Source organism: Micromonospora sp. WMMC241 (assembly GCF_027460165.1).
Taxonomy (GTDB): Bacteria; Actinomycetota; Actinomycetes; order Mycobacteriales; family Micromonosporaceae; genus Micromonospora; species Micromonospora humi.
Genome location: NZ_JAPZBF010000001.1, coordinates 4,002,846 through 4,024,075, shown reverse-complemented (window position 1 = coordinate 4,024,075; position 21,230 = coordinate 4,002,846). Strand labels below are relative to the sequence as shown.

The window sequence follows — 21,230 nt, the reverse complement described above, 5'->3', positions numbered from 1 at the left end:
TCACCCCCGGTCGCCGTGCCGGACGACCAGCTCGTCCACCTCGAGCCGGCCGATGCGCAGCTCGCGGATCACCGCGCGGCGCACCGCCAGCCGGCCGATCACCAGCGCGCCCACCGACACCGCGCCGAGCGCGAACGCGCCCAGCGCCAGCGCGCCCACGGCCGTCGCGCCGAGCGCCCGCGCGCCGGTGGCCTGTGCCCCGGTGGCCTGCGCGCCGGTCGCGCTCGCGAACCGGGCTCGCACGGGCGAGGCCTGACGGCGGCGTGGCCGAGGTGTCGACATGACCCCATGCTAGTGCGGCACGCGCCGCCTCAGGTGACCGTCAGGCCCCGGGCGGCGAACTGCCCGCGTACCCGGGCCAGCAGCTCCGGGTCCGGCGGCGCGGTGTCCGCCAGCGGGAAGGCCAGGCCCAGCTCCGCGTACTTGTGCGCGCCGAGCCGGTGGAACGGCAGCACCTCGACGCGTTGCACACCGGTCAGTCCGGCGGCCACGTCGGCCACCCGGGCCACCTCGTCGGCGTCGTCGGTCAGGCCCGGCACCAGCACGTAGCGGATCCACATCGGCGTGCCCCGCGCGGCCAGCCGGCGGGCGAAGCGCAGCGTCGGCGCGAGCCGGCCGGTGCCGGTGACCCGGCGGTACGTCGCGGGGCTGCCCGCCTTCACGTCCAGCAGCACCAGGTCGGTGGCGTCCAGCAGGGCGTCGTCGGCGCGGTCGCCGAGGAACCCGGAGGTGTCCAGCGCGGTGTGCAGGCCGAGCGCGTGGCAGCGGCGCAGCAGCTCCCCGGTGAACGCCGGCTGCAGCAGCGGCTCACCGCCGCTGACCGTGACGCCGCCCCCGGCCACCCGCAGGAACCGGCGGTACCGCGCGGCCAGGGCGACCATCTCGTCGACCGTGCGACGCCGGCCGCTACGGCCGTACCAGGTGTCCGGGCTGTGGCAGTAGCGGCAGCGCAGCGGGCAGCCGGCGAGGAACACCACGAGGCGGGTGCCCGGCCCGTCCACCCCGATCGACGTGTCCCAGGAGTGCACCGACCCGGCCGGGACCGGCGGCGCCGACCTCGGCGCCGCCGGGGGCCGGCCGGTCACAGCGACCCGTGGAACGTCCGGGACACCACGTCCCGCTGCTGCTCCGGCGTGAGCCGGACGAAGTTCACCGCGTACCCGGAGACCCGGACGGTGAGCTGCGGATAACGCTCCGGGTGGGCCATCGCGTCGAGCAGCGTCGCCCGGTCCAGCACGTTGACGTTGAGGTGGAACCCACCGGCGTCGGTGTAGCCGTCGAGCACCCCGGCCAGGTTGGCGATCCGCTCGGCGCGGGTGTGGCCCAGGCCGTCCGGGGTGACCGTGCCGGTCAGCGAGATGCCGTCGCGGGCCGCGTCGTACGGCAGCTTCGCCACCGACAGCGCGGAGGCGACCAGGCCGTGGGTGTCCCGGCCGTTCATCGGGTTCGCCCCGGGCGCGAACGGCTCGCCGGCGCGCCGGCCGTCCGGCGTGTTGCCGGTGTGCCTGCCGTAGACCACGTTGGACGTGATGGTGAGCACCGACATGGTCAGCTCGGCGTCGCGGTAGGTGCGCTGCCGGCGCAGCTTCGCCGCGAACGTCTCGACCAGCCGGACGGCGATCTCGTCGGCCCGGTCGTCGTCGTTGCCGTAGGTCGGGAACTCACCCTCGACCGCGTAGTCGACGGCCAGCCCGGTCTCGTCGCGCAGCACCTTGACCCGGCCGTACCGGATGGCCGAGAGGCTGTCCACGGCGACCGAGAGGCCGGCGACGCCGGTGGCCATGAAGCGGCGCACCGGGTGGTCGTGCAGCGCCATCTCCAGCCGCTCGTACGCGTACCTGTCGTGCTGGTGGTGGATCACGTTCAGCGCGTCCAGGTACGTCTCGGCCAGCCAGTCCAGCGTCCGGTCGTACGCCGCGAGCACCTCGTCGTAGTCCAGCGTCTCACCGCCGACCGGCGTGCTCGGCGGCGCGACCTGCTCGCCGGTCAGCTCGTCGCGACCGCCGTTGATCGCGTAGAGCAGCGCCTTCGCCAGGTTCGCCCGGGCGCCGAAGAACTGCATGTCCCGGCCGACCCGCATGGCCGACACGCAGCAGGCGATCGCGGTGTCGTCGTCGTACGCGGGCCGGATCAGCTCGTCGTTCTCGTACTGGATGGCGCTGGTGTCCAGCGACACCTGGGCGCAGAACGACTTGAATCCCTCCGGCAGCCGGGGTGACCAGAGCACGGTCAGGTTGGGCTCGGGCGCCGGCCCCAGGTTGTAGAGCGTCTGCAGGTAGCGGAACGTGGTGCGGGTGACCAGCGGCCGGCCGTCCGCGCCCATCCCGCCGAGCGCCTCGGTGACCCAGGTCGGGTCGCCGGAGAAGAGCTGGTCGTACTCGGGGGTGCGCAGGAAGCGGACGATCCGCAGCTTGATCACGAAGTCGTCGACCAGTTCCTGCGCGCCGGTCTCGTCCAGCCGGCCCTCGGCGATGTCGCGCCGCAGGTAGACGTCGACGAAACCGGCGGTGCGCCCGAGCGACATGGCCGCGCCGTTCTGTTCCTTGGTGGCCGCCAGGTAGGCGAAGTAGAGCCACTGGATCGCCTGCTGACCGGTCGCGGCCGGGCGGGAGACGTCGAAGCCGTACGCGGCGGCCATCTCCTTCAGCTCGCCGAGCGCGCGGATCTGCTCGGCCAGCTCCTCCCGGTCCCGGATCACGTCGTCGGTGCTGCGCCGGCCGTCCAGCGCCGCCTTGTGCGCGCGGCGCTCGGCGATCAGCCGGTCCACCCCGTACAGCGCCACCCGGCGGTAGTCGCCGATGATCCGGCCCCGCCCGTACGCGTCGGGCAGGCCGGTGATCACGTGCGAGCGCCGGGCGGCCAGCACCGCCTCCGGGTACGCGTCGAAGACGGCGTCGTTGTGGGTCCGGCGGTGGCGGGTGAAGATCTCGTGCACCCGCGGGTCGGGTTCGCGCCCGTACGCCCGCAGCGCGGTCTCCACCATCCGCAGCCCGCCGGCCGGCATGATCGCGCGGCGCAGCGGCGCGTCGGTCTGCAGGCCGACGATCAGCTCCCGCTCCCGGTCGACGTAGCCGGGCGCGTGCGAGGTGATGGTGGACGGGGTGGCGGCGTCCACGTCGTACACGCCGCGCCGCCGCTCCTCCGGGAACATCTCCCGCAGCCGGTCCCACACGGCGAGGGTCCGCGCGGTCGGTCCGGTGAGGAACGACGCGTCCCCGGTGTAGGGCTCGTGGTTGCGGCGGACGAAGTCGGCCACGTCGACCGTCTCGCGCCACGCCCCGTCCCGGAATCCTCGCCACGGATCCACGACGCGCTGGTTGCCGCCCATGTCCACTCCCATCGTCGGTCCCCTTCACCCCCGAGCCTTCCGCCCCCGCCCCACCCCCGGCAGTGCCGCACGGGCCACTTCCCCAGGACCTCCGCCCCTGCCCCCGCCCCTGCCTCCGCCCCCGATCGACGCGTCGATCATGAAGTTGGCGGCACGATCGGAGATCGACATCGCCGCCAACTTCATGATCAACAAGATGGGGTCGGGTCGGGTCAGGTGCGGGGGAGGGGGTGGGCGCGCAGGAGGCGGGCCCACCAGGGGCGGGTGTCGGGGTGGGGGGCGGGCAGGCCGCGCAGGCTCAGCCAACCGCCGGGGCCCATCGTCACGGTGCCGACCGCCGGTGGGCGGCGGCGGGACCAGGCGGCCACGGCGGCGGTGAGGGCCGCCACCGCGAACGCGCCGGTGGCGGCCGCGACGAGCTGGTCCGGGTCGACCACCCGGCGGTAGCGGACCTTGCCGCCGACCAGGACGAACGCGCCCACCGGGCGGCCCTTGACGGTCACCGGCACCAGCGCGGCGTCCGGTGCGCCGGGCAGCTCCAGCACCGGGCCGACCGGCCCGGGGTCCGCCGGGGCCGGCGTCGGGTCGGCGGCCGGCGCCGCGGGCCGGGGAACCGGGGATACGGTGTTCAGCCCGGTCGGGTTGAAGATGGCGGTCATGGTGCTGCCCTCCTAGCGGGAGTCGGACGAGTCGGTGCCGGCCTCGACCGCGGCCCGGCCGGCCGCCAGCCGCGCCACCGGCACCCGGTACGGCGAGCAGGAGACGTAGTCGAGTCCGGCCGCGGCGAAGAACGTGATCGAGTCGGGGTCGCCACCGTGCTCGCCGCAGACCCCGACGGTCAGCTCCGGGCGGGCGGCCCGTCCCTCGGTGACCGCGAGCCGGACCAGCCGTCCCACGCCGGTGACGTCGAGGCTCTCGAACGGCGAGACCGGGAAGATCCCCCGGGCCAGGTACGCGGGGAAGAACGACCCCTCCACGTCGTCACGCGAGAACGCCCAGGTGGTCTGCGTCAGGTCGTTGGTGCCGAGGGAGAAGAACCGGGCCTCGGCGGCGATCTCCCCGGCGGTCAGCGCGGCCCGGGGCGTCTCGACCATGGTGCCGATCGGGATCTCCGGCGCGCCGTCCACCTCGGCCAGCACGCGCTGCGCCTCGTCCCGCACGGCGCCGAGTTCCCGCACGTCCCCGACCAGCGGCACCATGATCTCCGGGCGCGGATCGCCGCCGGCGCGCGCCCGCTGGGCGGCCGCCTCGGCCAAGGCCCGCACCTGCATGGCGAACAGCCCCGGCACCACCAGTCCCAGTCGTACGCCGCGCAGCCCGAGCATCGGGTTCGCCTCGTGCATCCGGCGCACCGCGGCCAGCAGCGTGGCGTCGCGGCCCGGATCCTCGCCGCGCGCCCGCGCGGCGGCCACCCGGGCGGTCAGCTCCGCCAGCGGGGGCAGGAACTCGTGCAGCGGCGGGTCGAGCAGCCGGACCGTCACCGGCAGCCCGTCCATCGCGGCGAGCAGCCCGACGAAGTCGGCCCGCTGCAACGGCAGCAGCGCGTCCAGCGCCGCGGCGGTCTCCGCCGGCCCGTCGGCCAGGATCAGCCGCTCGACGAGCGTCCGGCGCTCGCCGAGGAACATGTGCTCGGTCCGGCACAGCCCGATGCCGGCGGCGCCGAGCCGGCGGGCCCGGCGGGCGTCGTCCGGGGTGTCCGCGTTGGCCCGGACGCCGAGCGTCCGCACCGCGTCGGCGTGCGCGAGCAGCCGGTGCACGGCGGCGGTCAGCGGGTCGGACTCGGGGCGCAGCTCACCGGCCAGGTAGCGGGCCACCGGGGACGGCTGCACCGGCACCTCGCCGAGCCAGATCCGCCCGGTGGCGCCGTCGATCGAGATCACATCGCCGGCCCGCACCACCCGGTCGCCGATGGTGAACTCGCCGCGCTCGCCGTCGATGCGCAGCGCGTCGGCCCCGCACACGCAGGTCCGGCCCATGCCTCGGGCCACCACTGCGGCGTGCGACGTCTTCCCGCCGCGCGAGGTGAGCACGCCGGCCGCGGCGATCATGCCGGGCAGGTCGTCGGGGTTGGTCTCCGGCCGGACCAGGATCACCGGTCCGTCGGCCGCCGCCGCGGCGGCGGAGTCGAAGACCACCCGGCCGACCGCGGCGCCCGGCGAGGCGCCGACCCCGACGGCGAGCGGTTCGGGCGCGCCGGCGGCGTCGAACGCCGGGAACATGAGCTGGGCGAGCTGCGCCCCGGTGACCCGAGTCAGCGCCTCGTCGGCGGTGATCACCCCCTCCTCGGCGAGCTGCGCGGCGATCACGAACGCGGCGGCGGCGGTGCGCTTGCCGACCCGGGTCTGCAGCATCCACAGCCGGCCGCGCTCGATGGTGAACTCGACGTCGCACAGGTCGCGGTAGTGCCGCTCCAGCGTCGCCATGATCTGCCGCAGCCGGTGGTAGCTCGTCGGGTCCAGCCGTGCCAGCTCGCTCAGCGGCACCGTGTTGCGGATCCCGGCCACCACGTCCTCGCCCTGCGCGTCGGTCAGGTAGTCGCCGTAGACGCCGGGCACGCCGGTGGCCGGGTCGCGGGTGAACGCCACCCCGGTGCCGGAGTCCGGGCCGAGGTTGCCGAACACCATCGCCATCACGGTGACCGCGGTGCCCAGGTCGTCCGGGATCCGTTCCTGCCGCCGGTAGACCCGGGCCCGATCCGAGTGCCAGGAGGAGAAGACCGCGCGGACGGCGAGGAGGAGCTGCTCGTGCGGGGCCTGCGGGAAGTCGTGCCCGACGTGCCGGGCGAAGATCTTCTTGTACGTGTCCACCAGGTCGCGCAGCTGCCCGGCGCTCGGCCCGCCCGGCCCGGCGGTGGCCCGCACCGCGGCCAGCTCGTGCTCGAACTCCTCGGCCGGGACGCCGTGCACGGTGCGGCCGAACATCTGGATCAACCGCCGGTACGAGTCCCAGGCGAAGCGCTCGTCGCCGGCGTGGGCGGCCAGCCCGGCCACCGTCGCGTCGTTGAGCCCGATGTCGAGGATCGTCTCCATCATCCCCGGCATCGAGTACCGGCCGCCGGAGCGAACCGCGAGCAGCAGCGGGTCACCGGGGTCGCCGAGCCGCCGGTCCAGCCGCGCCTCGACCTCGCGCAGGTGCGCGTTGATCTCCTCGTACAGCCCGTCCGGCGGGGCGCCGGTGGCCAGGTAGGCGCGGCACGCGTCGGTGGTGACGGTGAACCCGGGCGGCACCGGCAGCCCGAGCCGGGTCATCTCGGCCAGGTTGGCGCCCTTGCCGCCGAGCAGGTCGGCCCGGTTCCGGTCACCCTCGATGAAGTCGTAGACGTACTTCGGCATGGTCCGGCCTCCTCGACTGCGTCGTTCCTCCTTCTTCGTACCGGGGCGGCCGACCGCGCCGGCAGGGCCGACCGGGGCACCGGCCGGGCCGGAGGTCCCGTCCGGTGTCGGTGGGTCCGCGTAAGGTCTCGGCCGTGACCCCTGAGGTGGAACTCCGTCCGGTACGCGACGACGACCTGTCCGCGTTCTTCGCCCACGAGCAGGACCCGCAGGCCAACTGGATGGCCGCGTTCGGCCCGAAGGACCCGTCGGACCGGGCCGCGTTCGACGCGCACTGGGCCCGGATCCGCGCCGACGAGCGCATCGTCAACCGCACGATCGTCGCCGGCGGCGAGGTGGTCGGGCACGTGGCGGCGTTCCCGGTCGACGAGCAGACCGAGGTCACCTACTGGATCAACCCGGAGCGTTGGGGGCGCGGCTACGCCACCGCCGGGCTCACCGCGCTGCTGCGCGAGGTGCGGCAGCGGCCGGTGCACGCCCGCGCCGCGAAGGACAACGCCGCCTCGCTCGCGGTGTTGCGCAAGTGCGGCTTCGTCGTGGTCGGCGAGGACTCGGGATTCGCCGTCGGCCGCGGCGTCGAGGTCGAGGAGTGGGTGCTGGAGCTGCCCGCCGAGGCGGCTGACCAGGGCGACCACTAGTCTCCCCGGGGTGAACTGGCTGGAACTCGTCGGCTGGGCCGGCTCCGCGCTGCTGGTCTGGTCCCTGCTGCAGACGCGCATCCTGCGGCTGCGCGCGCTCAACCTGGTCGGCTGCCTGATCCTGATCGGCTACAACGCCGCCGTGCACGTCTGGCCGATGGTCGGGCTGAACGTGGTGCTCGCCGTGATCAACGTGTGGTACCTGCGCAAGATGCTGGCCACCCGCCACGACGAGCAGACCTACCAGGTGGTGGAGGTGGGCACCGGCGACGCGTTCCTGGCCCACACCCTGCGGGTGCACGCGGCCGACATCGCCCGGTTCAACCCGGCCTTCCGCTGGGACCCGACCGCCGCCGACCGGTCGGCGTTCCTGGTGGTGCGCTCCGACGAGGTGGTCGGCGTGATGGTGTCGCACGCCGAGGCCGGCGGGGTGGCCCAGATCGACCTGGACTACGTCACCCCACCGTTCCGCGACTTCACCCCCGGCGAGTTCGTCTACCGGCGCAGCCGGCTCTTCACCGACCGGGGCTTCCGCCGGGTGGTCAGCCCGCCGGGCATGGTCGCCCCCTACTATCAACGGCTCGGCTTCCGCCCGGAGGGCGGGGCGTACGTGCTTGACCTGCCCGAGCCGGCCTGAGCCCGGTCAGTTCCGGGGCTGGCCGAACCAGCGCGTCAGTGCCGCGCGCAGCCCGTCGGAGTCCGGGGCGTCGTCGGCGGACGCCCAGGCCAGATAGCAGTCCGGCCGTAGCAGCAGCGCGGTCGACGAGGTCCCGGCCAGCCGCCCACCGATCACGTCCACCCGGTCCCGCCACGGCGCGGCCGCCGCGCCGAGGGTGCCGGTGCCGTCGAGCAGCAGCGGGCGCGCGTCGCGGGTCAGTTCGGCCAGCCGCACCGGTCCGGCGTCGCCGTGCACCACCAGGTCCGGCGCCCAGGTGCCGACCGGTGGCCCGTCCGGTCCCGAGTCGTAGCGGATGTCCGCGCCGGCCATCAGCGCGGCCACGTGCGCGGCGTTCTCCGGCCGGGCGAGCATCTCGCCGACGAGTTCCCGCAGCGCGGTGACCTCGCTTCCCGGCGCGATCAACGCGGACTGGGCCTGGGTCGACACGGTGACCCGCCGGGCGGCCGGGCGGCGCTCCGCCTCGTAGGTGTCGAGCAACCCCTCCGGGGCCCAGCCGTGCAGCCGGGCGGCCAGCTTCCAGCCGAGGTTCACCGCGTCCTGCAGGCCCAGGTTGAGCCCTGGGCCGCCGATCGCGGAGTGCACGTGGGCGGCGTCGCCGAGCAGCAGCACCCGGCCGTCGCGGTAGCGCTCGGCCAGCCGGGTGTTGCCGCCGACCAGGCGGCGCAGCACGTGCGGCCCGGCGCCGGCCGGCGGGTCGAGCGGCACCTCGGCACCGAGTACCCGGGCGACGCTGGCCCGCATCTCGGCGAGCGTCATCGGCACGTCCACCTCCGGCGCGTCCGGCCACTCGGTGGTGCTGACCAGCGGCGGCCGGTCCGGGAACGGCGCCCAGACGACCATTCCGCGCTCGGTGCGGGTGTGGCGGAACGGCGCGACGATGCCGTGACCGGGCACCGCGAGGCCGCCGGTCGCCGGGTCGATCGACTCCGCCGGCACACCGACCTGGGCGGTACGCGAGACGGACCGGTCGGTGGTCACGCCGGGGAAGCCGATCCCGGCGAGCTTCCGTACCGTGCTGCGCCCGCCGTCCGCGCCGACCAGGTACCGGCAGGTGACAGTGGTCCCGTCGGCGAACCGGGCCTCCACCGCGTCGGCGCGCTGCCGCAGACCGGTCACCTCGCATCCCCGGCGGATCGGCACGCCCAGCTCGGCGGCCCGGTCGGCGAGCACCCGTTCGATCTGCCGCTGCGGCACCGGCAGCCCGTGCAGCGGGTTGTCCGCGACGCCGCGCAGGTCCAGGGGGAGCGCGCCGAAGACGAATTCGGGCGCCGGCCGCGGCGACGCGGTGTCGCCGGTGAGGCGCTGGTGCAGGCCGCGCCGGTCGAGCATCCGGACCACCTGACCGACCAGCCCGTTGGCCCGGTTCTCGGTGGTCGGCGCGGCCAGCCGGTCGCAGACCACCGGCCGGACCCCGGCCAGCGCCAGTTCGGCGGCGAGCATCAGCCCGTTCGGCCCGGCCCCGACCACAAGTACATCGATCATCACAAGCTCCTCCAGGACCGAAGGCGGGGCCCCTTGTTAACGCCTCCGGTCGAGAAGGGGCCCCTTCTCACGCCGGGTCGGGACGGGTCAGCGCGGTGGTGGCAGGCCGGCGGCCACCTGGGCCAGCGCGTCGGAGAGCAGGCGTTCGACCGGCTCGGCCCGGTCGGCGCGGAGGAAGTGTCGCGTCGCCGCGCCGGCGGCCGCGCCGACCGCGGCGGCCACCAGGTGCGGGTAGAGGTCGTGGGCGGGGTCGGTGCCGGTGCGTGCGGCGACCGCCTCGGCCAGCTCGGCCTCGGCGAGCGCGCCGGCCCGCAACATCTCGCCCTGCAGGGCCGGTTCGGCGAGCATCACCCGCAGCCCGGCGACCCACTCGTCGTGGGCGTCCGGGGGCGACTGCTCGACCTCGGGGCCCGGTGCCCACGCGGAGAGGACCGCCGCTTCGATCGCGGTCCAGAGCGGCTCACCGGCCGGGCGGGCCCGCAGCGCTTCGGCCACCCGGCGACTGCGGTCCAGGTGCCGGGCGGCGATCGCCTCGGCCTTGCTGGCGAAGTAGTTGTTGAACGTGCGGGGAGACACCCCGGCGGCCTGGGCGATGTCCTCCACCAGTACGGCGTCGTAGCCGCGGGCCACGGTCAGCCGGATGGCGGCCCAGCTCAGCGCCGCCCGGGTCGCGGCCTTCTTGCGCTCCCGCAGTCCGCTCACCTCCCCACCGTAACGAAAGATGCGTGGCACGCAAAGATGCGTGGCGCGCATTTTTTCGGTGACCTCAGTGTGTACACAGGATTCAGGCGCGCGCCGGCTGGGCACAGAGGGGCCACGCCGACCGGATCTGCCGGCCGGTGAGTCGGCCGTCGCCGACCCAGATCGGGCCCGAGGGAGAGAACCGCTCGTGCAGAGCTACTGGAGCCAGTTGGCCCTGGTCGGTGTGCTGGTGATCGTCAACGCGGCCTTCGCCGGCAGCGAGATGGCCCTGGTCTCGCTGCGGGACAGCCAACTGCAACGGCTGGAACGCAGCAGCCGCGCCGGCCGGACCCTGGCCCGCCTGGCCAAGGACCCGAACCGCTTCCTGGCCACCATCCAGATCGGCATCACCCTCGCCGGGTTCCTCGCCTCCGCCGCGGCGGCGGTGTCCCTGGCCCGCCCGCTCGTACCGCTGCTCGGGGTGTTCGGCAACGCCGCCGAGACGGTCGCCATCGTCGCCGTCACCCTGGTGCTCACGTTCGTCACGCTGGTCTTCGGCGAGCTGGCGCCCAAGCGCATCGCCATGCAGTCCGCCGAGCGGTGGGCGCTGCTCGTGGCCCGGCCGCTCGACGTGCTGGCCAGCGTGACCCGCCCGGCGGTCTGGCTGCTCGGCGCCACCAGCGACATGGTGGTCCGCCTCTTCGGCCTCGACCCGAAGCACGAGCCGGACGAGATCGGCCCCGACGAGCTGCGCGACATCGTGGCCGGCAACCACGGCTTCACCAAGGAACAGCGCACGATCATCGCCGGCGCGGTGGAGATCGCCGACCGGCAGTTGCGTGCTGTCCTCGTACCCCGGTTGCAGGTCTTCACGCTCGACAGCGGCACCACCGCGGACGCCGCGCGGCTCGTCCTCGCGGCGACCGGCCACTCCCGGGCCCCGGTGGTCCGCCACGGCGGCCTGGACGACGCGGTCGGCGTCATCCACCTGCGCGACCTGGTCGGCGTCCCCGACGACCGGCCGGTCGACGAGATCGCCCGCCCACCCATGCTGCTGCCCGACTCGCTGTCCGTGGTCGACGCGCTGCGCCAGTTCAAGGCAGAACGGCAGCACATCGCCCTGGTAGTGGACGAGCGCGGCGCGGTCGACGGGATCGTGACGCTGGAGGACATCCTCGAGGAGATCGTCGGCGAGATCTACGACGAGACCGACCGGGACCTGCAGGCGGTCCGCACCGAGGCGGACGGCACCCTGGTGCTGCCCGGCACCTTCCCGGTGCACGACCTCACCGACCTCGGGGTGGAACTGCCGAACCGGCCGGCCGGCGACTACACCACGGTCGCCGGGCTGGTGCTGATCTGCCTCGGGCACATCCCGACGGTGGCGGGGGAGCAGGTCACCGTCGACGGCTGGGAGCTGGCGGTCGCCGACGTCGACCAGCGCGCGATCACCGAGGTGCACATCCGGCGGCGCCCCCGCCGGGAGCGGACCGACGGCGACGACGACGCGGCCGACCTCGATCCCGCCGACGACGCCGACCCGGCGGACACCCCGACGTTCGACGAGGCGCGCCGCTGACGACAGCGCGCCGGGCGCCGAACGGACGTCGCCCGACCGTTCGGCGACGCCTGGCGCGGGCGCGCCGGGTGAGCCGGGCCGAGGAGGGCTCAACGCCGGCCGGCCGGCGGCCCGAACGGGAAGCCGGGCACCGGCGGGTGCAGCCGCACCGCATCGGCGGGCACCTGGTGGGTGCTGCGCCCGATCAGCCGGGCGACCGCCCGCAGCAGCCACGGCCCGGCCGGGTGCAGCTCCGGCCCGATCAACCGGCTGGTCACCCGGGTCCACCAGTGACCGGCCACGATCACGTCGGTGATCCGCAGCCGCTCCGGCGGCCAGCCACCGCGCACCACCACGTCCACCACCCGGCCCAACCGCCGCCCGTGCAGGTCGTAGGCGGTGCGCCCGAGCAGCTCACCCGCTCGCACGGTACGACCCCGGGATCCGCTCGATCAGGTGCCGGCGCAACCACGACTCCACCGGCGACGGCGGCAGGTCCGCCGCCCGGCACCGCAGCCGCACCGCGCTGTCCACCCGGGCCACGGCCGCCAGCGGCACGCGCAACGGCGGCACCGGCGGATCGTCGGTGAACCGGTCGGCGACCGCCACCAGCAGCCGCCCGATCCGCCCGCCGATCCGCTGCCCGAGCGCGCCCTGACCGGTGAGCAGCCCGTCCACGTACGGGTAGCCCTCGTCGTCCACCGCGAACGCGACGTCGTCGACCCGGCCGACGAGCCGGCCCTCGACGTCGACGATCTGCCGGTCGAGCAGCTGCCTGGCGAGCTGGACCCTCATCGCCCCATCCCCGTCACGATCGCCAGCGGGACCGCCGCCACCGAGGCGGCGACGATGAGCAGCAGGAACGCCGCGCCGAGCAGGTTGTTCCACCACCCGTTGACCCGGTCGCCGAGGTAGGTGCGGTCGTTGGCCACCACCAGGATGGGCAGGTAGGTCAGCGGCAGCACCACCGCGCTCAGCACCAGCATGTACTCGGTCAACCGCACCGGGTCCACTGTCGTCATCAGCATCACCACACCGAGCAGCAGCCCGACCAGCAGGACGCTGTGGAACCGGGCGGCCTCGCGAGGGCTGACCCGCTTGCCCCACTGCCAACCGAAGTACTGCGCCGCCGCGTACGCCGCGGACAACCCGGTCTCCAGCGCCGCGCCGAACGTCACCGCGAAGAACGCCAGCACCGCGGCGGCCAGGCCGGCGCCACCAAGCGCGGTCGCCACCGGCCGGGCCACCTCGCCGAGCGAGCCCAGGGACGCGTCCGACGGGTGGTAGGCCACCGTCGCCACGGCGATCAGCGACAGCGCCAGGAACCCGCCGACCGGGAAGCCGATCAACACGTTCGACCGGGCCCGCGCCAGGTCCGCCGCGCCCCACCGCTCCTCCACCCCGCCGGAGGAGAAGAAGAAGACCTCGTACGGGCTGACCGTGGAGGCGAACAGCGCCACCGCCACGAACCAGTACAGCGGCCAGCCGTGCCCCCCGGAGCTGACCTGCCAGGCGCCCTGCCCGAGTTCCGCCCAGTCGGTCGGCAACGCCACCAGCGCGACCGCGAAGACCAGCAGCGCCAGCCCGGCCAGGCCGAAGATCCGCTCCATCAGCTCGAACCGCATCCGCCACAGCACCAGCCAGACCGCCAGCGCGGCCAGCGGCACCCAGAGCAGGTGGCTCACCCCGGTGGCCAGGTGCAGCGCCAGCGCCACCCCGCCCAGCTCCGCGGCCAGCGTGACCACCGTGACCAGCCACGACGCGACCAGGTTGAGCAGCGCCACCCGCGGGCCCAGCCGCTCCCGGACCAGGTCGAACACCGCCCGGCCGCTCACCGCCGCGATCCGGCCGGCCATGTCGGCGTACGCGCAGATGCCCACCACGCCGACGAGCAGCACCCAGGCGTGGGCCATGCCGAACAGCGCGCCGGCCTGGCTGGCCGCCACCAGGTCGCCGATGTCGACGAACCCGCCGATCGCCGACAGCACGCCCAGCGTGGCGGCGAGGAGCTTCCTCACGTCGGGTCGGGAGCGGGTGGCCTCATCGACGCGACGATATCGGCGTCAGCGCCCGGTTTCGGGCGAATGCGTCAGCCGGCGGTGAGGTTCTGCAACCGCACCTGCCCGCGGGCCACCAGCCGGGCGTCGCCGTCGGTGATCTCCACCAGCCACAACTGCTGGCTGCGGCCCCGGTGCACCGGCGTGCCGACCGCGGTCAGCTCGCCGTCGCGCACCGCACGCAGGAAGTCGGTCTGGTTCGACACCCCGACCACGGTGCCGCGGTCGCCCAGCCAGAGCGCGCCGCCGACACTGGCCACCGTCTCCACCACCGAGCAGTAGACCCCGCCGTGCTGGATCCCGTACGGCTGGAGCAGCTCCGGGCGGACCTGCCAGCGGATCACCACCCGGTCACCGCCGACCTCGTCGAACGTCAGCCCCAGCAGGGCCGCGAAGCCCCCGGTCAGGTCCGGCATCTCCACCGTCGTTCCTCCTCGCGCTCGGCGGCGCCGCCAGCCTAGTCGGCGGCCGGTGACGGCAAACCCGGTACGGCCCCGGGCCGGGGATGGGGGAGAATCGGTGACCGTGACCGACAGCAACCTCCCGCAGGGGCGGGACTCCCTGACCGAAGACCTGCTGTGGCGGGGCCTGATCCAGGACTCGACCGGCCTCGACGAGCTGCGCGCGCTGCTCGACGGCCCGAGCGCCACGTTCTATGTGGGCTTCGACCCGACCGCCCCCAGCCTGCACGCCGGCAACCTCATGCAGGTCGTCATGGCGCGCCGGCTCCAGCTCGCCGGGCACCGGCCGCTGCTGCTGGTGGGCGGCGCGACCGGCCAGATCGGTGATCCCAAGGAGAGCGCCGAACGCACGCTCAACCCGCCGGAGGTCATCGCCGGCTGGGTCCGGCGCATCCGGGACCAGCTCTCGCCGTTCGTCACCTACACCGGCGACAACGCGGCGCAGATGGTCAACAACCTGGAGTGGACCGGCGAGATGTCGGTGGTGGAGTTCCTCCGGGACGTGGGCAAGCACTTCCCGGTGAACAAGATGCTGGCCCGCGAGGTGGTGAAGGCCCGGCTGGAGAGCGGCATCAGCTACACCGAGTTCAGCTACCAGCTGCTCCAGGCCAACGACTTCTTCGAGCTGCACCGCCGGCACGGCTGCCAGCTCCAGTACGGCGGCTCCGACCAGTGGGGCAACATCACCGCCGGGGTGGACTACGTACGCCGGCGCGGCGCCGGACCGGTGCAGGCGTTCACCACGCCCCTGGTCACCAAGTCGGACGGCACCAAGTTCGGCAAGAGCGAGACCGGCGCGGTCTGGCTCGACCCGGAGATGACCAGCCCGTACGCCTTCTACCAGTTCTGGCTCAACGCGGACGACCGCGACGTCACCCGCTACCTGCGCTACTTCAGCTTCCGCTCCCGCGAGGAGCTGGAGGAGCTGGAGAAGGCCACCGCGGAACGCCCGCAGGCGCGTACGGCCCAGCGGGCCCTGGCCGAGGAGCTGACCGCGCTGGTGCACGGCGAGCGCGAGACGGCCCAGGCGGTGGCGGCCAGTCAGGCGCTGTTCGGCCGGGGGGCGCTCGACGACCTCGCGCCGGAGACGCTGCGGGCGGCGCTCGCCGAGGCCGGGCTGGTGCGTGTCGGCGAGCTGCCGGACGTCGCCGGCCTGCTCAAGGAGTCGGGCCTGGTGTCGAGCATGAAGGAGGCCCGGCGGGTGATCGCCGAGGGCGGCGCGTACGTCAACAACACCCGCGTCACCGAGGTGGACGCGACGGTCTCCGCGGCGGACCTGCTGCACGGGCGCTACCTCGTGCTGCGCCGGGGCAAGCGGTCGTTCGCGGGCGTTGAGCTGGGCAAATAGTCGACGATGTGACGCGGGACGCGCCCGGCGGATTTGACGATCAATCCGCCGGGCGCGTAACTTTCTCTCTGCCAGCGCGGAACGGACGAACAGGGCGAAAGACCTGAGCGGCCGGAGCGCAGGACCTGGGACACGGGCGGTGCCCCGGATCCGCCGGGAGGCGGATTTGGAGAGGCGGAACCGACCGGGTAAGGTTATCGGCCGGCAGGGAAACGGACGGGCCAGCGGGAAACCGCGATCGGTCGTCCTGCCGAAATCCTCGAAGCGACCGGCGCGAGTCGGATGCTTCGCGGTGTGCCCAGCAATAGGGTGACGCACGACAAACCGGGAAACACCGGTTTGACACGGCAGAAACCAGCGGGTAACGTAGTAAAAGTGCCCGGCGCGAGAGCGGCGGGCGCGGTGAACGAAATGCCCCGGGTCGGGGCCTCCTGGTGGGGGTTTCCGGTGTGGTGTGTGGTTGTTCTTTGAGAACTCAACAGGGTGCTTGTAAAGCCAGTGCCAATTGTTTTATACCCCGGACTGGTGGCTGTCTTCGGATGGTTGCTGGTTGGGATTCCTTTGGCAACACTTTTGTTGCCAGGACATTGTGTCCGACAAAGTTTTTGTTGGAGAGTTTGATCCTGGCTCAGGACGAACGCTGGCGGCGTGCTTAACACATGCAAGTCGAGCGGAAAGGCCCTTCGGGGTACTCGAGCGGCGAACGGGTGAGTAACACGTGAGCAACCTGCCCTAGGCTTTGGGATAACCCCGGGAAACCGGGGCTAATACCGAATATGACCACGTGCCGCATGGTGTGTGGTGGAAAGTTTTTCGGCCTGGGATGGGCTCGCGGCCTATCAGCTTGTTGGTGGGGTGATGGCCTACCAAGGCGACGACGGGTAGCCGGCCTGAGAGGGCGACCGGCCACACTGGGACTGAGACACGGCCCAGACTCCTACGGGAGGCAGCAGTGGGGAATATTGCACAATGGGCGGAAGCCTGATGCAGCGACGCCGCGTGAGGGATGACGGCCTTCGGGTTGTAAACCTCTTTCAGCAGGGACGAAGCGTAAGTGACGGTACCTGCAGAAGAAGCGCCGGCCAACTACGTGCCAGCAGCCGCGGTAAGACGTAGGGCGCGAGCGTTGTCCGGATTTATTGGGCGTAAAGAGCTCGTAGGCGGCTTGTCGCGTCGACCGTGAAAACCTGGGGCTCAACCCCAGGCCTGCGGTCGATACGGGCAGGCTAGAGTTCGGTAGGGGAGACTGGAATTCCTGGTGTAGCGGTGAAATGCGCAGATATCAGGAGGAACACCGGTGGCGAAGGCGGGTCTCTGGGCCGATACTGACGCTGAGGAGCGAAAGCGTGGGGAGCGAACAGGATTAGATACCCTGGTAGTCCACGCTGTAAACGTTGGGCGCTAGGTGTGGGGGGCCTCTCCGGTTCCCTGTGCCGCAGCTAACGCATTAAGCGCCCCGCCTGGGGAGTACGGCCGCAAGGCTAAAACTCAAAGGAATTGACGGGGGCCCGCACAAGCGGCGGAGCATGCGGATTAATTCGATGCAACGCGAAGAACCTTACCTGGGTTTGACATGGCCGCAAAACTTGCAGAGATGTAAGGTCCTTCGGGGGCGGTCACAGGTGGTGCATGGCTGTCGTCAGCTCGTGTCGTGAGATGTTGGGTTAAGTCCCGCAACGAGCGCAACCCTCGTTCGATGTTGCCAGCGCGTTATGGCGGGGACTCATCGAAGACTGCCGGGGTCAACTCGGAGGAAGGTGGGGATGACGTCAAGTCATCATGCCCCTTATGTCCAGGGCTTCACGCATGCTACAATGGCCGGTACAATGGGCTGCGATACCGTGAGGTGGAGCGAATCCCAAAAAGCCGGTCTCAGTTCGGATCGGGGTCTGCAACTCGACCCCGTGAAGTCGGAGTCGCTAGTAATCGCAGATCAGCAACGCTGCGGTGAATACGTTCCCGGGCCTTGTACACACCGCCCGTCACGTCACGAAAGTCGGCAACACCCGAAGCCGGTGGCCCAACCCTTGTGGAGGGAGCCGTCGAAGGTGGGGCTGGCGATTGGGACGAAGTCGTAACAAGGTAGCCGTACCGGAAGGTGCGGCTGGATCACCTCCTTTCTAAGGAGCACCATCCAGCGAAAGCTGGTATGGAGCCCGCGCCGCCCGAATGTGGTGGTGGGGTGCTCAGATGGCGGAGACACTGGTTAGTTTTTCCTCGGCAACGGTCGGGGGCGCCTAGTACAGCCACTTCGGTGGTGGGAACGGATGCCCGTGATGCGGCTGGGGGAGGGCGTAGAGCACCCTGTTGGGTCCTGAAGGAACAACCACGGTTGTTGTCTTCAGAGCCGATGCCCGAGGTGATGCCTCGGGGTGGCGCCAGGCATGGCCTGGTCTCGCATACCGCCGGCGGTTGCCGGGTCGTTGGTGTGGGGCTGTGGGTTGTGGGTTGGTTGTTTGTTGAGAATTGCACAGTGGACGCGAGCATCTTTGTGGTCAAGTTGTCAAGGGCGAACGGTGGATGCCTTGGCACCAGGAGCCGATGAAGGACGTGGGAGGCCGCGATAGGCCTGGGGGAGCTGTCAACCAAGCTGTGATCCCAGGGTGTCCGAATGGGGGAACCCGGCATCAGTCATGTGATGTCACCCGCACCTGAACACATAGGGTGTGTGGGGGGAACGCGGGGAAGTGAAACATCTCAGTACCCGTAGGAAGAGAAAACAATTTAGTGATTCCGTGAGTAGTGGCGAGCGAAAGCGGATCGAGGCTAAACCGGCGGCGTGTGATACCTGTCAGGGGTTGCGTGGTCGGGGTTGTGGGACCCTGCTGATTGTGCTGACACACAGTCGAGAAGTTACAAAGCCAGTGGTTAGTCGAACAGTCTGGAATGGCTGACCGTAGACGGTGATAGTCCGGTAGGTGAAAGCTGCTGGTCTTCTGTGGGTGTTCCCGAGTAGCGGCGGACTCCTGAAATCTGCCGTGAATCTGCCAGGACCACCTGGTAAGCCTAAATACTTCCTGGTGACCGATAGCGGACGAGTACCGTGAGGGAATGGTGAAAAGTACCCCGGGAGGGGAGTGAAATAGTACCTGAAACCGTTCGCCTACAATCCGTCGGAGCCTTACGGGGTGACGGCGTGCCTTTTGAAGAATGAGCCTGCGAGTTAGTGGCATGTGGCGAGGTTAACCCGGGTGGGGGAGCCGTAGCGAAAGCGAGTCTGAATAGGGCGTATTCAGTCGCATGCTCTAGACCCGAAGCGGAGTGATCTAGCCATGGGCAGGCTGAAGCGCGGGTAAGACCGCGTGGAGGGCCGAACCCACCAACGTTGAAAAGTTGGGGGATGACCTGTGGTTAGGGGTGAAAGGCCAATCAAACTCCGTGATAGCTGGTTCTCCCCGAAATGCATTTAGGTGCAGCGTCGCGTGTTTCTTGCCGGAGGTAGAGCACTGGATGGTCTAGGGGGCCCACAAGCTTACCGAAATCAGCCAAACTCCGAATGCCGGTAAGTGAGAGCGCGGCAGTGAGACTGCGGGGGATAAGCTTCGTAGTCGAGAGGGAAACAGCCCAGATCACCAGCTAAGGCCCCTAAGCGTGTGCTAAGTGGAAAAGGATGTGGGGTCGCATAGACAACCAGGAGGTTGGCTTAGAAGCAGCCACCCTTTAAAGAGTGCGTAATAGCTCACTGGTCAAGTGGTTCCGCGCCGACAATGTAGCGGGGCTCAAGCACACCGCCGAAGCTGTGGCATTCACATTTCAACTTCGCCAGGTCTTGATATCTGGTGCAGGTGTGTGGATGGGTAGGGGAGCGTCGTGCCGGGGGTGAAGCGACGGGGTGACCTAGTTGTGGACACGGCACGAGTGAGAATGCAGGCATGAGTAGCGAAAGAAGGGTGAGAAACCCTTCCGCCGGATGACCAAGGGTTCCAGGGCCAGGCTAATCCGCCCTGGGTGAGTCGGGACCTAAGGCGAGGCCGAGAGGCGTAGTCGATGGACAACGGGTTGATATTCCCGTACCCGCGAAAGAGCGACCCTGACGAACCTCGTTGTGCTAACCACCCAAACCATCCAAGACCTTCGGGTTGAGGGTGGGGAGCGTGGGAACCTGGCGGGTAGTAGTCAAGCGATGGGGTGACGCAGGAAGGTAGCTGAGCCCGGCCGGTGGTTGTGCCGGGGTAAGCGTGTAGGCCGTGCCGTAGGCAAATCCGCGGTGCATATAGGCTGAGACGTGATGCCGAGCCGATTCAGGTGAAGTCAGTGATCCTATGCTGCCGAGAAAAGCCTCTAGCGAGTTCTTAGCGGCCCGTACCCCAAACCGACACAGGTGGTCAGGTAGAGAATACCGAGGCGATCGGGCGAACTGTGGTTAAGGAACTCGGCAAATTGCCCCCGTAACTTAGGGAGAAGGGGGGCCGGAGACGTGAAGCCCCGCGCGGGTGGAGCGTTGTATGGCCGCAGAGAGCAGGGGGAAGCGACTGTTTACTAAAAACACAGGTCCATGCGAAGAAGTAATTCGATGTATATGGACTGACGCCTGCCCGGTGCTGGAACGTTAAGGGGACCTGTTAGCTCTTCGGGGCGAAGCGGAGAACTTAAGCGCCAGTAAACGGCGGTGGTAACTATAACCATCCTAAGGTAGCGAAATTCCTTGTCGGGTAAGTTCCGACCTGCACGAATGGCGTAACGACTTCCCCACTGTCTCAACCACAGGCCCGGCGAAATTGCATTACGAGTAAAGATGCTCGTTACGCGCGGCAGGACGGAAAGACCCCGGGACCTTTACTATAGCTTGACATTGGTATCTGAATTAGCTTGTGTAGGATAGGTGGGAGCCGGTGAAGTCCATACGCCAGTATGGGTGGAGGCAATCTTGAAATACCACTCTGGTTGATTTGGGTATCTAACTTCGGACCGTTATCCGGTTCAGGGACAGTGTCTGGTGGGTAGTTTAACTGGGGCGGTTGCCTCCTAAAGGGTAACGGAGGCGCCCAAAGGTTCCCTCAGCCTGGTTGGCAATCAGGTGTTGAGTGCAAGTGCACAAGGGAGCTTGACTGTGAGACTGACAGGTCGAGCAGGGACGAAAGTCGGGACTAGTGATCCGGCACTGGCATGTGGAAGCGGTGTCGCTCAACGGATAAAAGGTACCCCGGGGATAACAGGCTGATCTTCCCCAAGAGTCCATATCGACGGGATGGTTTGGCACCTCGATGTCGGCTCGTCGCATCCTGGGGCTGTAGCAGGTCCCAAGGGTTGGGCTGTTCGCCCATTAAAGCGGTACGCGAGCTGGGTTTAGAACGTCGTGAGACAGTTCGGTCCCTATCCGCCGTGCGCGTAGGATACTTGAGAAGGGCTGTCCCTAGTACGAGAGGACCGGGACGGACGAACCTCTGGTGTGCCAGTTGTCCCGCCAGGGGCACGGCTGGTTAGCTACGTTCGGAAGGGATAACCGCTGAAAGCATCTAAGCGGGAAGCTCGCTTCAAGATGAGGTATCCCACCCACTTTGTGGGGTAAGGCCCCCAGCTAGACGACTGGGTTGATAGGCCGGAAATGTAAGCCCGGTAACGGGTTCAGTTGACCGGTACTAATAGGCCGAGGACTTGACTACCAAGCTGCTACGCGTCCACTGTGCAACTCTGAACAAACGGCGACCCGGTTTCAGGGTTGTTTG

The 21,230-nt window shown here is 70.1% G+C and carries 15 protein-coding genes and 2 rRNA genes; 6 read left to right on the top strand and 11 right to left on the bottom strand.

The window, feature by feature from the left end; all coding sequences use genetic code 11:
- The 5 genes from O7598_RS18025 to ppdK form a co-directional block, all read right to left on the bottom strand.
- Window positions 1–282 (bottom strand): hypothetical protein, encoded by a 282-nt coding sequence (locus O7598_RS18025; RefSeq protein WP_269692495.1) that lies wholly within the window; start codon window positions 280–282, stop codon window positions 1–3.
- Between the two features lie 29 nt (window positions 283–311).
- Entirely contained in the window at window positions 312–1,085 is a 774-nt protein-coding gene (gene pflA / locus O7598_RS18020) for a pyruvate formate-lyase-activating protein (protein ID WP_269692494.1), read from the bottom strand.
- Window positions 1,082–3,340, bottom strand: coding sequence for a formate C-acetyltransferase (pflB, locus tag O7598_RS18015; RefSeq protein ID WP_442929869.1), 2,259 nt, complete (start codon window positions 3,338–3,340; stop codon window positions 1,082–1,084). The genes pflA and pflB overlap by 4 nt, the downstream gene beginning before the upstream one ends.
- A gap of 200 nt (window positions 3,341–3,540) precedes the next feature.
- Window positions 3,541–3,987, bottom strand: a complete 447-nt coding sequence (locus O7598_RS18010; RefSeq protein WP_269692493.1) for a hypothetical protein — start codon at window positions 3,985–3,987, stop codon at window positions 3,541–3,543.
- A 12-nt stretch (window positions 3,988–3,999) separates the two neighbouring features.
- The gene (ppdK, locus tag O7598_RS18005; protein ID WP_269692492.1) at window positions 4,000–6,660 is read right to left on the bottom strand and encodes a pyruvate, phosphate dikinase; all 2,661 of its coding nucleotides are present in this window, start codon (window positions 6,658–6,660) and stop codon (window positions 4,000–4,002) included.
- Between the two features lie 134 nt (window positions 6,661–6,794).
- Between ppdK and O7598_RS18000 the strand changes: the two genes are divergently transcribed.
- Window positions 6,795–7,298, top strand: a complete 504-nt coding sequence (locus O7598_RS18000; RefSeq protein ID WP_269692491.1) for a GNAT family N-acetyltransferase — start codon at window positions 6,795–6,797, stop codon at window positions 7,296–7,298.
- Between the two features lie 10 nt (window positions 7,299–7,308).
- The gene (locus tag O7598_RS17995; RefSeq protein WP_091066954.1) at window positions 7,309–7,935 is read left to right on the top strand and encodes a YgjV family protein; all 627 of its coding nucleotides are present in this window, start codon (window positions 7,309–7,311) and stop codon (window positions 7,933–7,935) included.
- Between the two features lie 6 nt (window positions 7,936–7,941).
- Here the strand turns inward: O7598_RS17995 and O7598_RS17990 are convergent, their stop codons facing one another.
- Window positions 7,942–9,459, bottom strand: coding sequence for an FAD-dependent monooxygenase (locus tag O7598_RS17990; protein ID WP_269692490.1), 1,518 nt, complete (start codon window positions 9,457–9,459; stop codon window positions 7,942–7,944).
- Between the two features lie 87 nt (window positions 9,460–9,546).
- The gene (locus tag O7598_RS17985) at window positions 9,547–10,161 is read right to left on the bottom strand and encodes a TetR/AcrR family transcriptional regulator (RefSeq protein ID WP_269692489.1); all 615 of its coding nucleotides are present in this window, start codon (window positions 10,159–10,161) and stop codon (window positions 9,547–9,549) included.
- 187 nt (window positions 10,162–10,348) lie between these two features.
- Here O7598_RS17985 and O7598_RS17980 point away from each other — a divergent pair, with 187 nt between their 5' ends.
- A complete protein-coding gene (locus O7598_RS17980; protein ID WP_269692488.1) occupies window positions 10,349–11,719 on the top strand; it encodes a hemolysin family protein in 1,371 nt (456 codons plus the stop codon).
- An 89-nt stretch (window positions 11,720–11,808) separates the two neighbouring features.
- On the opposite strand, the gene O7598_RS17975 is transcribed toward O7598_RS17980, so the two are convergent.
- From O7598_RS17975 to O7598_RS17960, 4 genes are all read right to left on the bottom strand, one after another.
- A complete protein-coding gene (locus tag O7598_RS17975; protein WP_269692487.1) occupies window positions 11,809–12,126 on the bottom strand; it encodes a PRC-barrel domain containing protein in 318 nt (105 codons plus the stop codon).
- Window positions 12,113–12,493: a hypothetical protein gene (locus tag O7598_RS17970; protein ID WP_269692486.1), complete on the bottom strand. Its 381-nt coding sequence runs from the start codon at window positions 12,491–12,493 to the stop codon at window positions 12,113–12,115. Before O7598_RS17970 ends, O7598_RS17975 begins: the two co-directional genes overlap by 14 nt.
- Window positions 12,490–13,716: an NRAMP family divalent metal transporter gene (locus O7598_RS17965; RefSeq protein ID WP_269692485.1), complete on the bottom strand. Its 1,227-nt coding sequence runs from the start codon at window positions 13,714–13,716 to the stop codon at window positions 12,490–12,492. Before O7598_RS17965 ends, O7598_RS17970 begins: the two co-directional genes overlap by 4 nt.
- A 71-nt stretch (window positions 13,717–13,787) precedes the next feature.
- A complete protein-coding gene (locus O7598_RS17960; protein WP_175441427.1) occupies window positions 13,788–14,171 on the bottom strand; it encodes a PaaI family thioesterase in 384 nt (127 codons plus the stop codon).
- Between the two features lie 109 nt (window positions 14,172–14,280).
- On the opposite strand from O7598_RS17960, the gene tyrS reads away from it, so the two are divergent.
- The 3 genes from tyrS (at window position 14,281) to O7598_RS17945 (ending at window position 21,167) form a co-directional block, all read left to right on the top strand.
- Window positions 14,281–15,564 carry a tyrosine--tRNA ligase gene (gene tyrS / locus O7598_RS17955; protein WP_269694900.1) on the top strand — a complete coding sequence of 428 codons (1,284 nt, stop codon included), beginning with the start codon at window positions 14,281–14,283 and terminating at the stop codon, window positions 15,562–15,564.
- Between the two features lie 605 nt (window positions 15,565–16,169).
- A 16S ribosomal RNA gene (locus tag O7598_RS17950) occupies window positions 16,170–17,684 on the top strand.
- Window positions 17,685–18,057: 373 nt separating this feature from the next.
- Window positions 18,058–21,167, top strand: a 23S ribosomal RNA gene (locus O7598_RS17945).
- Together the 16S and 23S rRNA genes form the textbook arrangement of a ribosomal RNA operon.
- Window positions 21,168–21,230: the final 63 nt, after the last annotated feature.

Excerpts from the sequence above, each read along its gene's own strand:
- O7598_RS17960 (WP_175441427.1), bottom strand. The coding sequence starts at position 14,171 with ATGCCGGACCTGACCGGGGGCTTCGCGGCCCTGCTGGGGCTGACGTTC.
- O7598_RS18025 (WP_269692495.1), bottom strand. The coding sequence starts at position 282 with ATGTCGACACCTCGGCCACGCCGCCGTCAGGCCTCGCCCGTGCGAGCC.
- O7598_RS17970 (WP_269692486.1), bottom strand. The coding sequence starts at position 12,493 with ATGAGGGTCCAGCTCGCCAGGCAGCTGCTCGACCGGCAGATCGTCGAC.
- ppdK (WP_269692492.1), bottom strand. The coding sequence starts at position 6,660 with ATGCCGAAGTACGTCTACGACTTCATCGAGGGTGACCGGAACCGGGCC.
- pflB (WP_442929869.1), bottom strand. The coding sequence starts at position 3,340 with ATGGGAGTGGACATGGGCGGCAACCAGCGCGTCGTGGATCCGTGGCGA.
- O7598_RS18010 (WP_269692493.1), bottom strand. The coding sequence starts at position 3,987 with ATGACCGCCATCTTCAACCCGACCGGGCTGAACACCGTATCCCCGGTT.
- O7598_RS17990 (WP_269692490.1), bottom strand. The coding sequence starts at position 9,459 with ATGATCGATGTACTTGTGGTCGGGGCCGGGCCGAACGGGCTGATGCTC.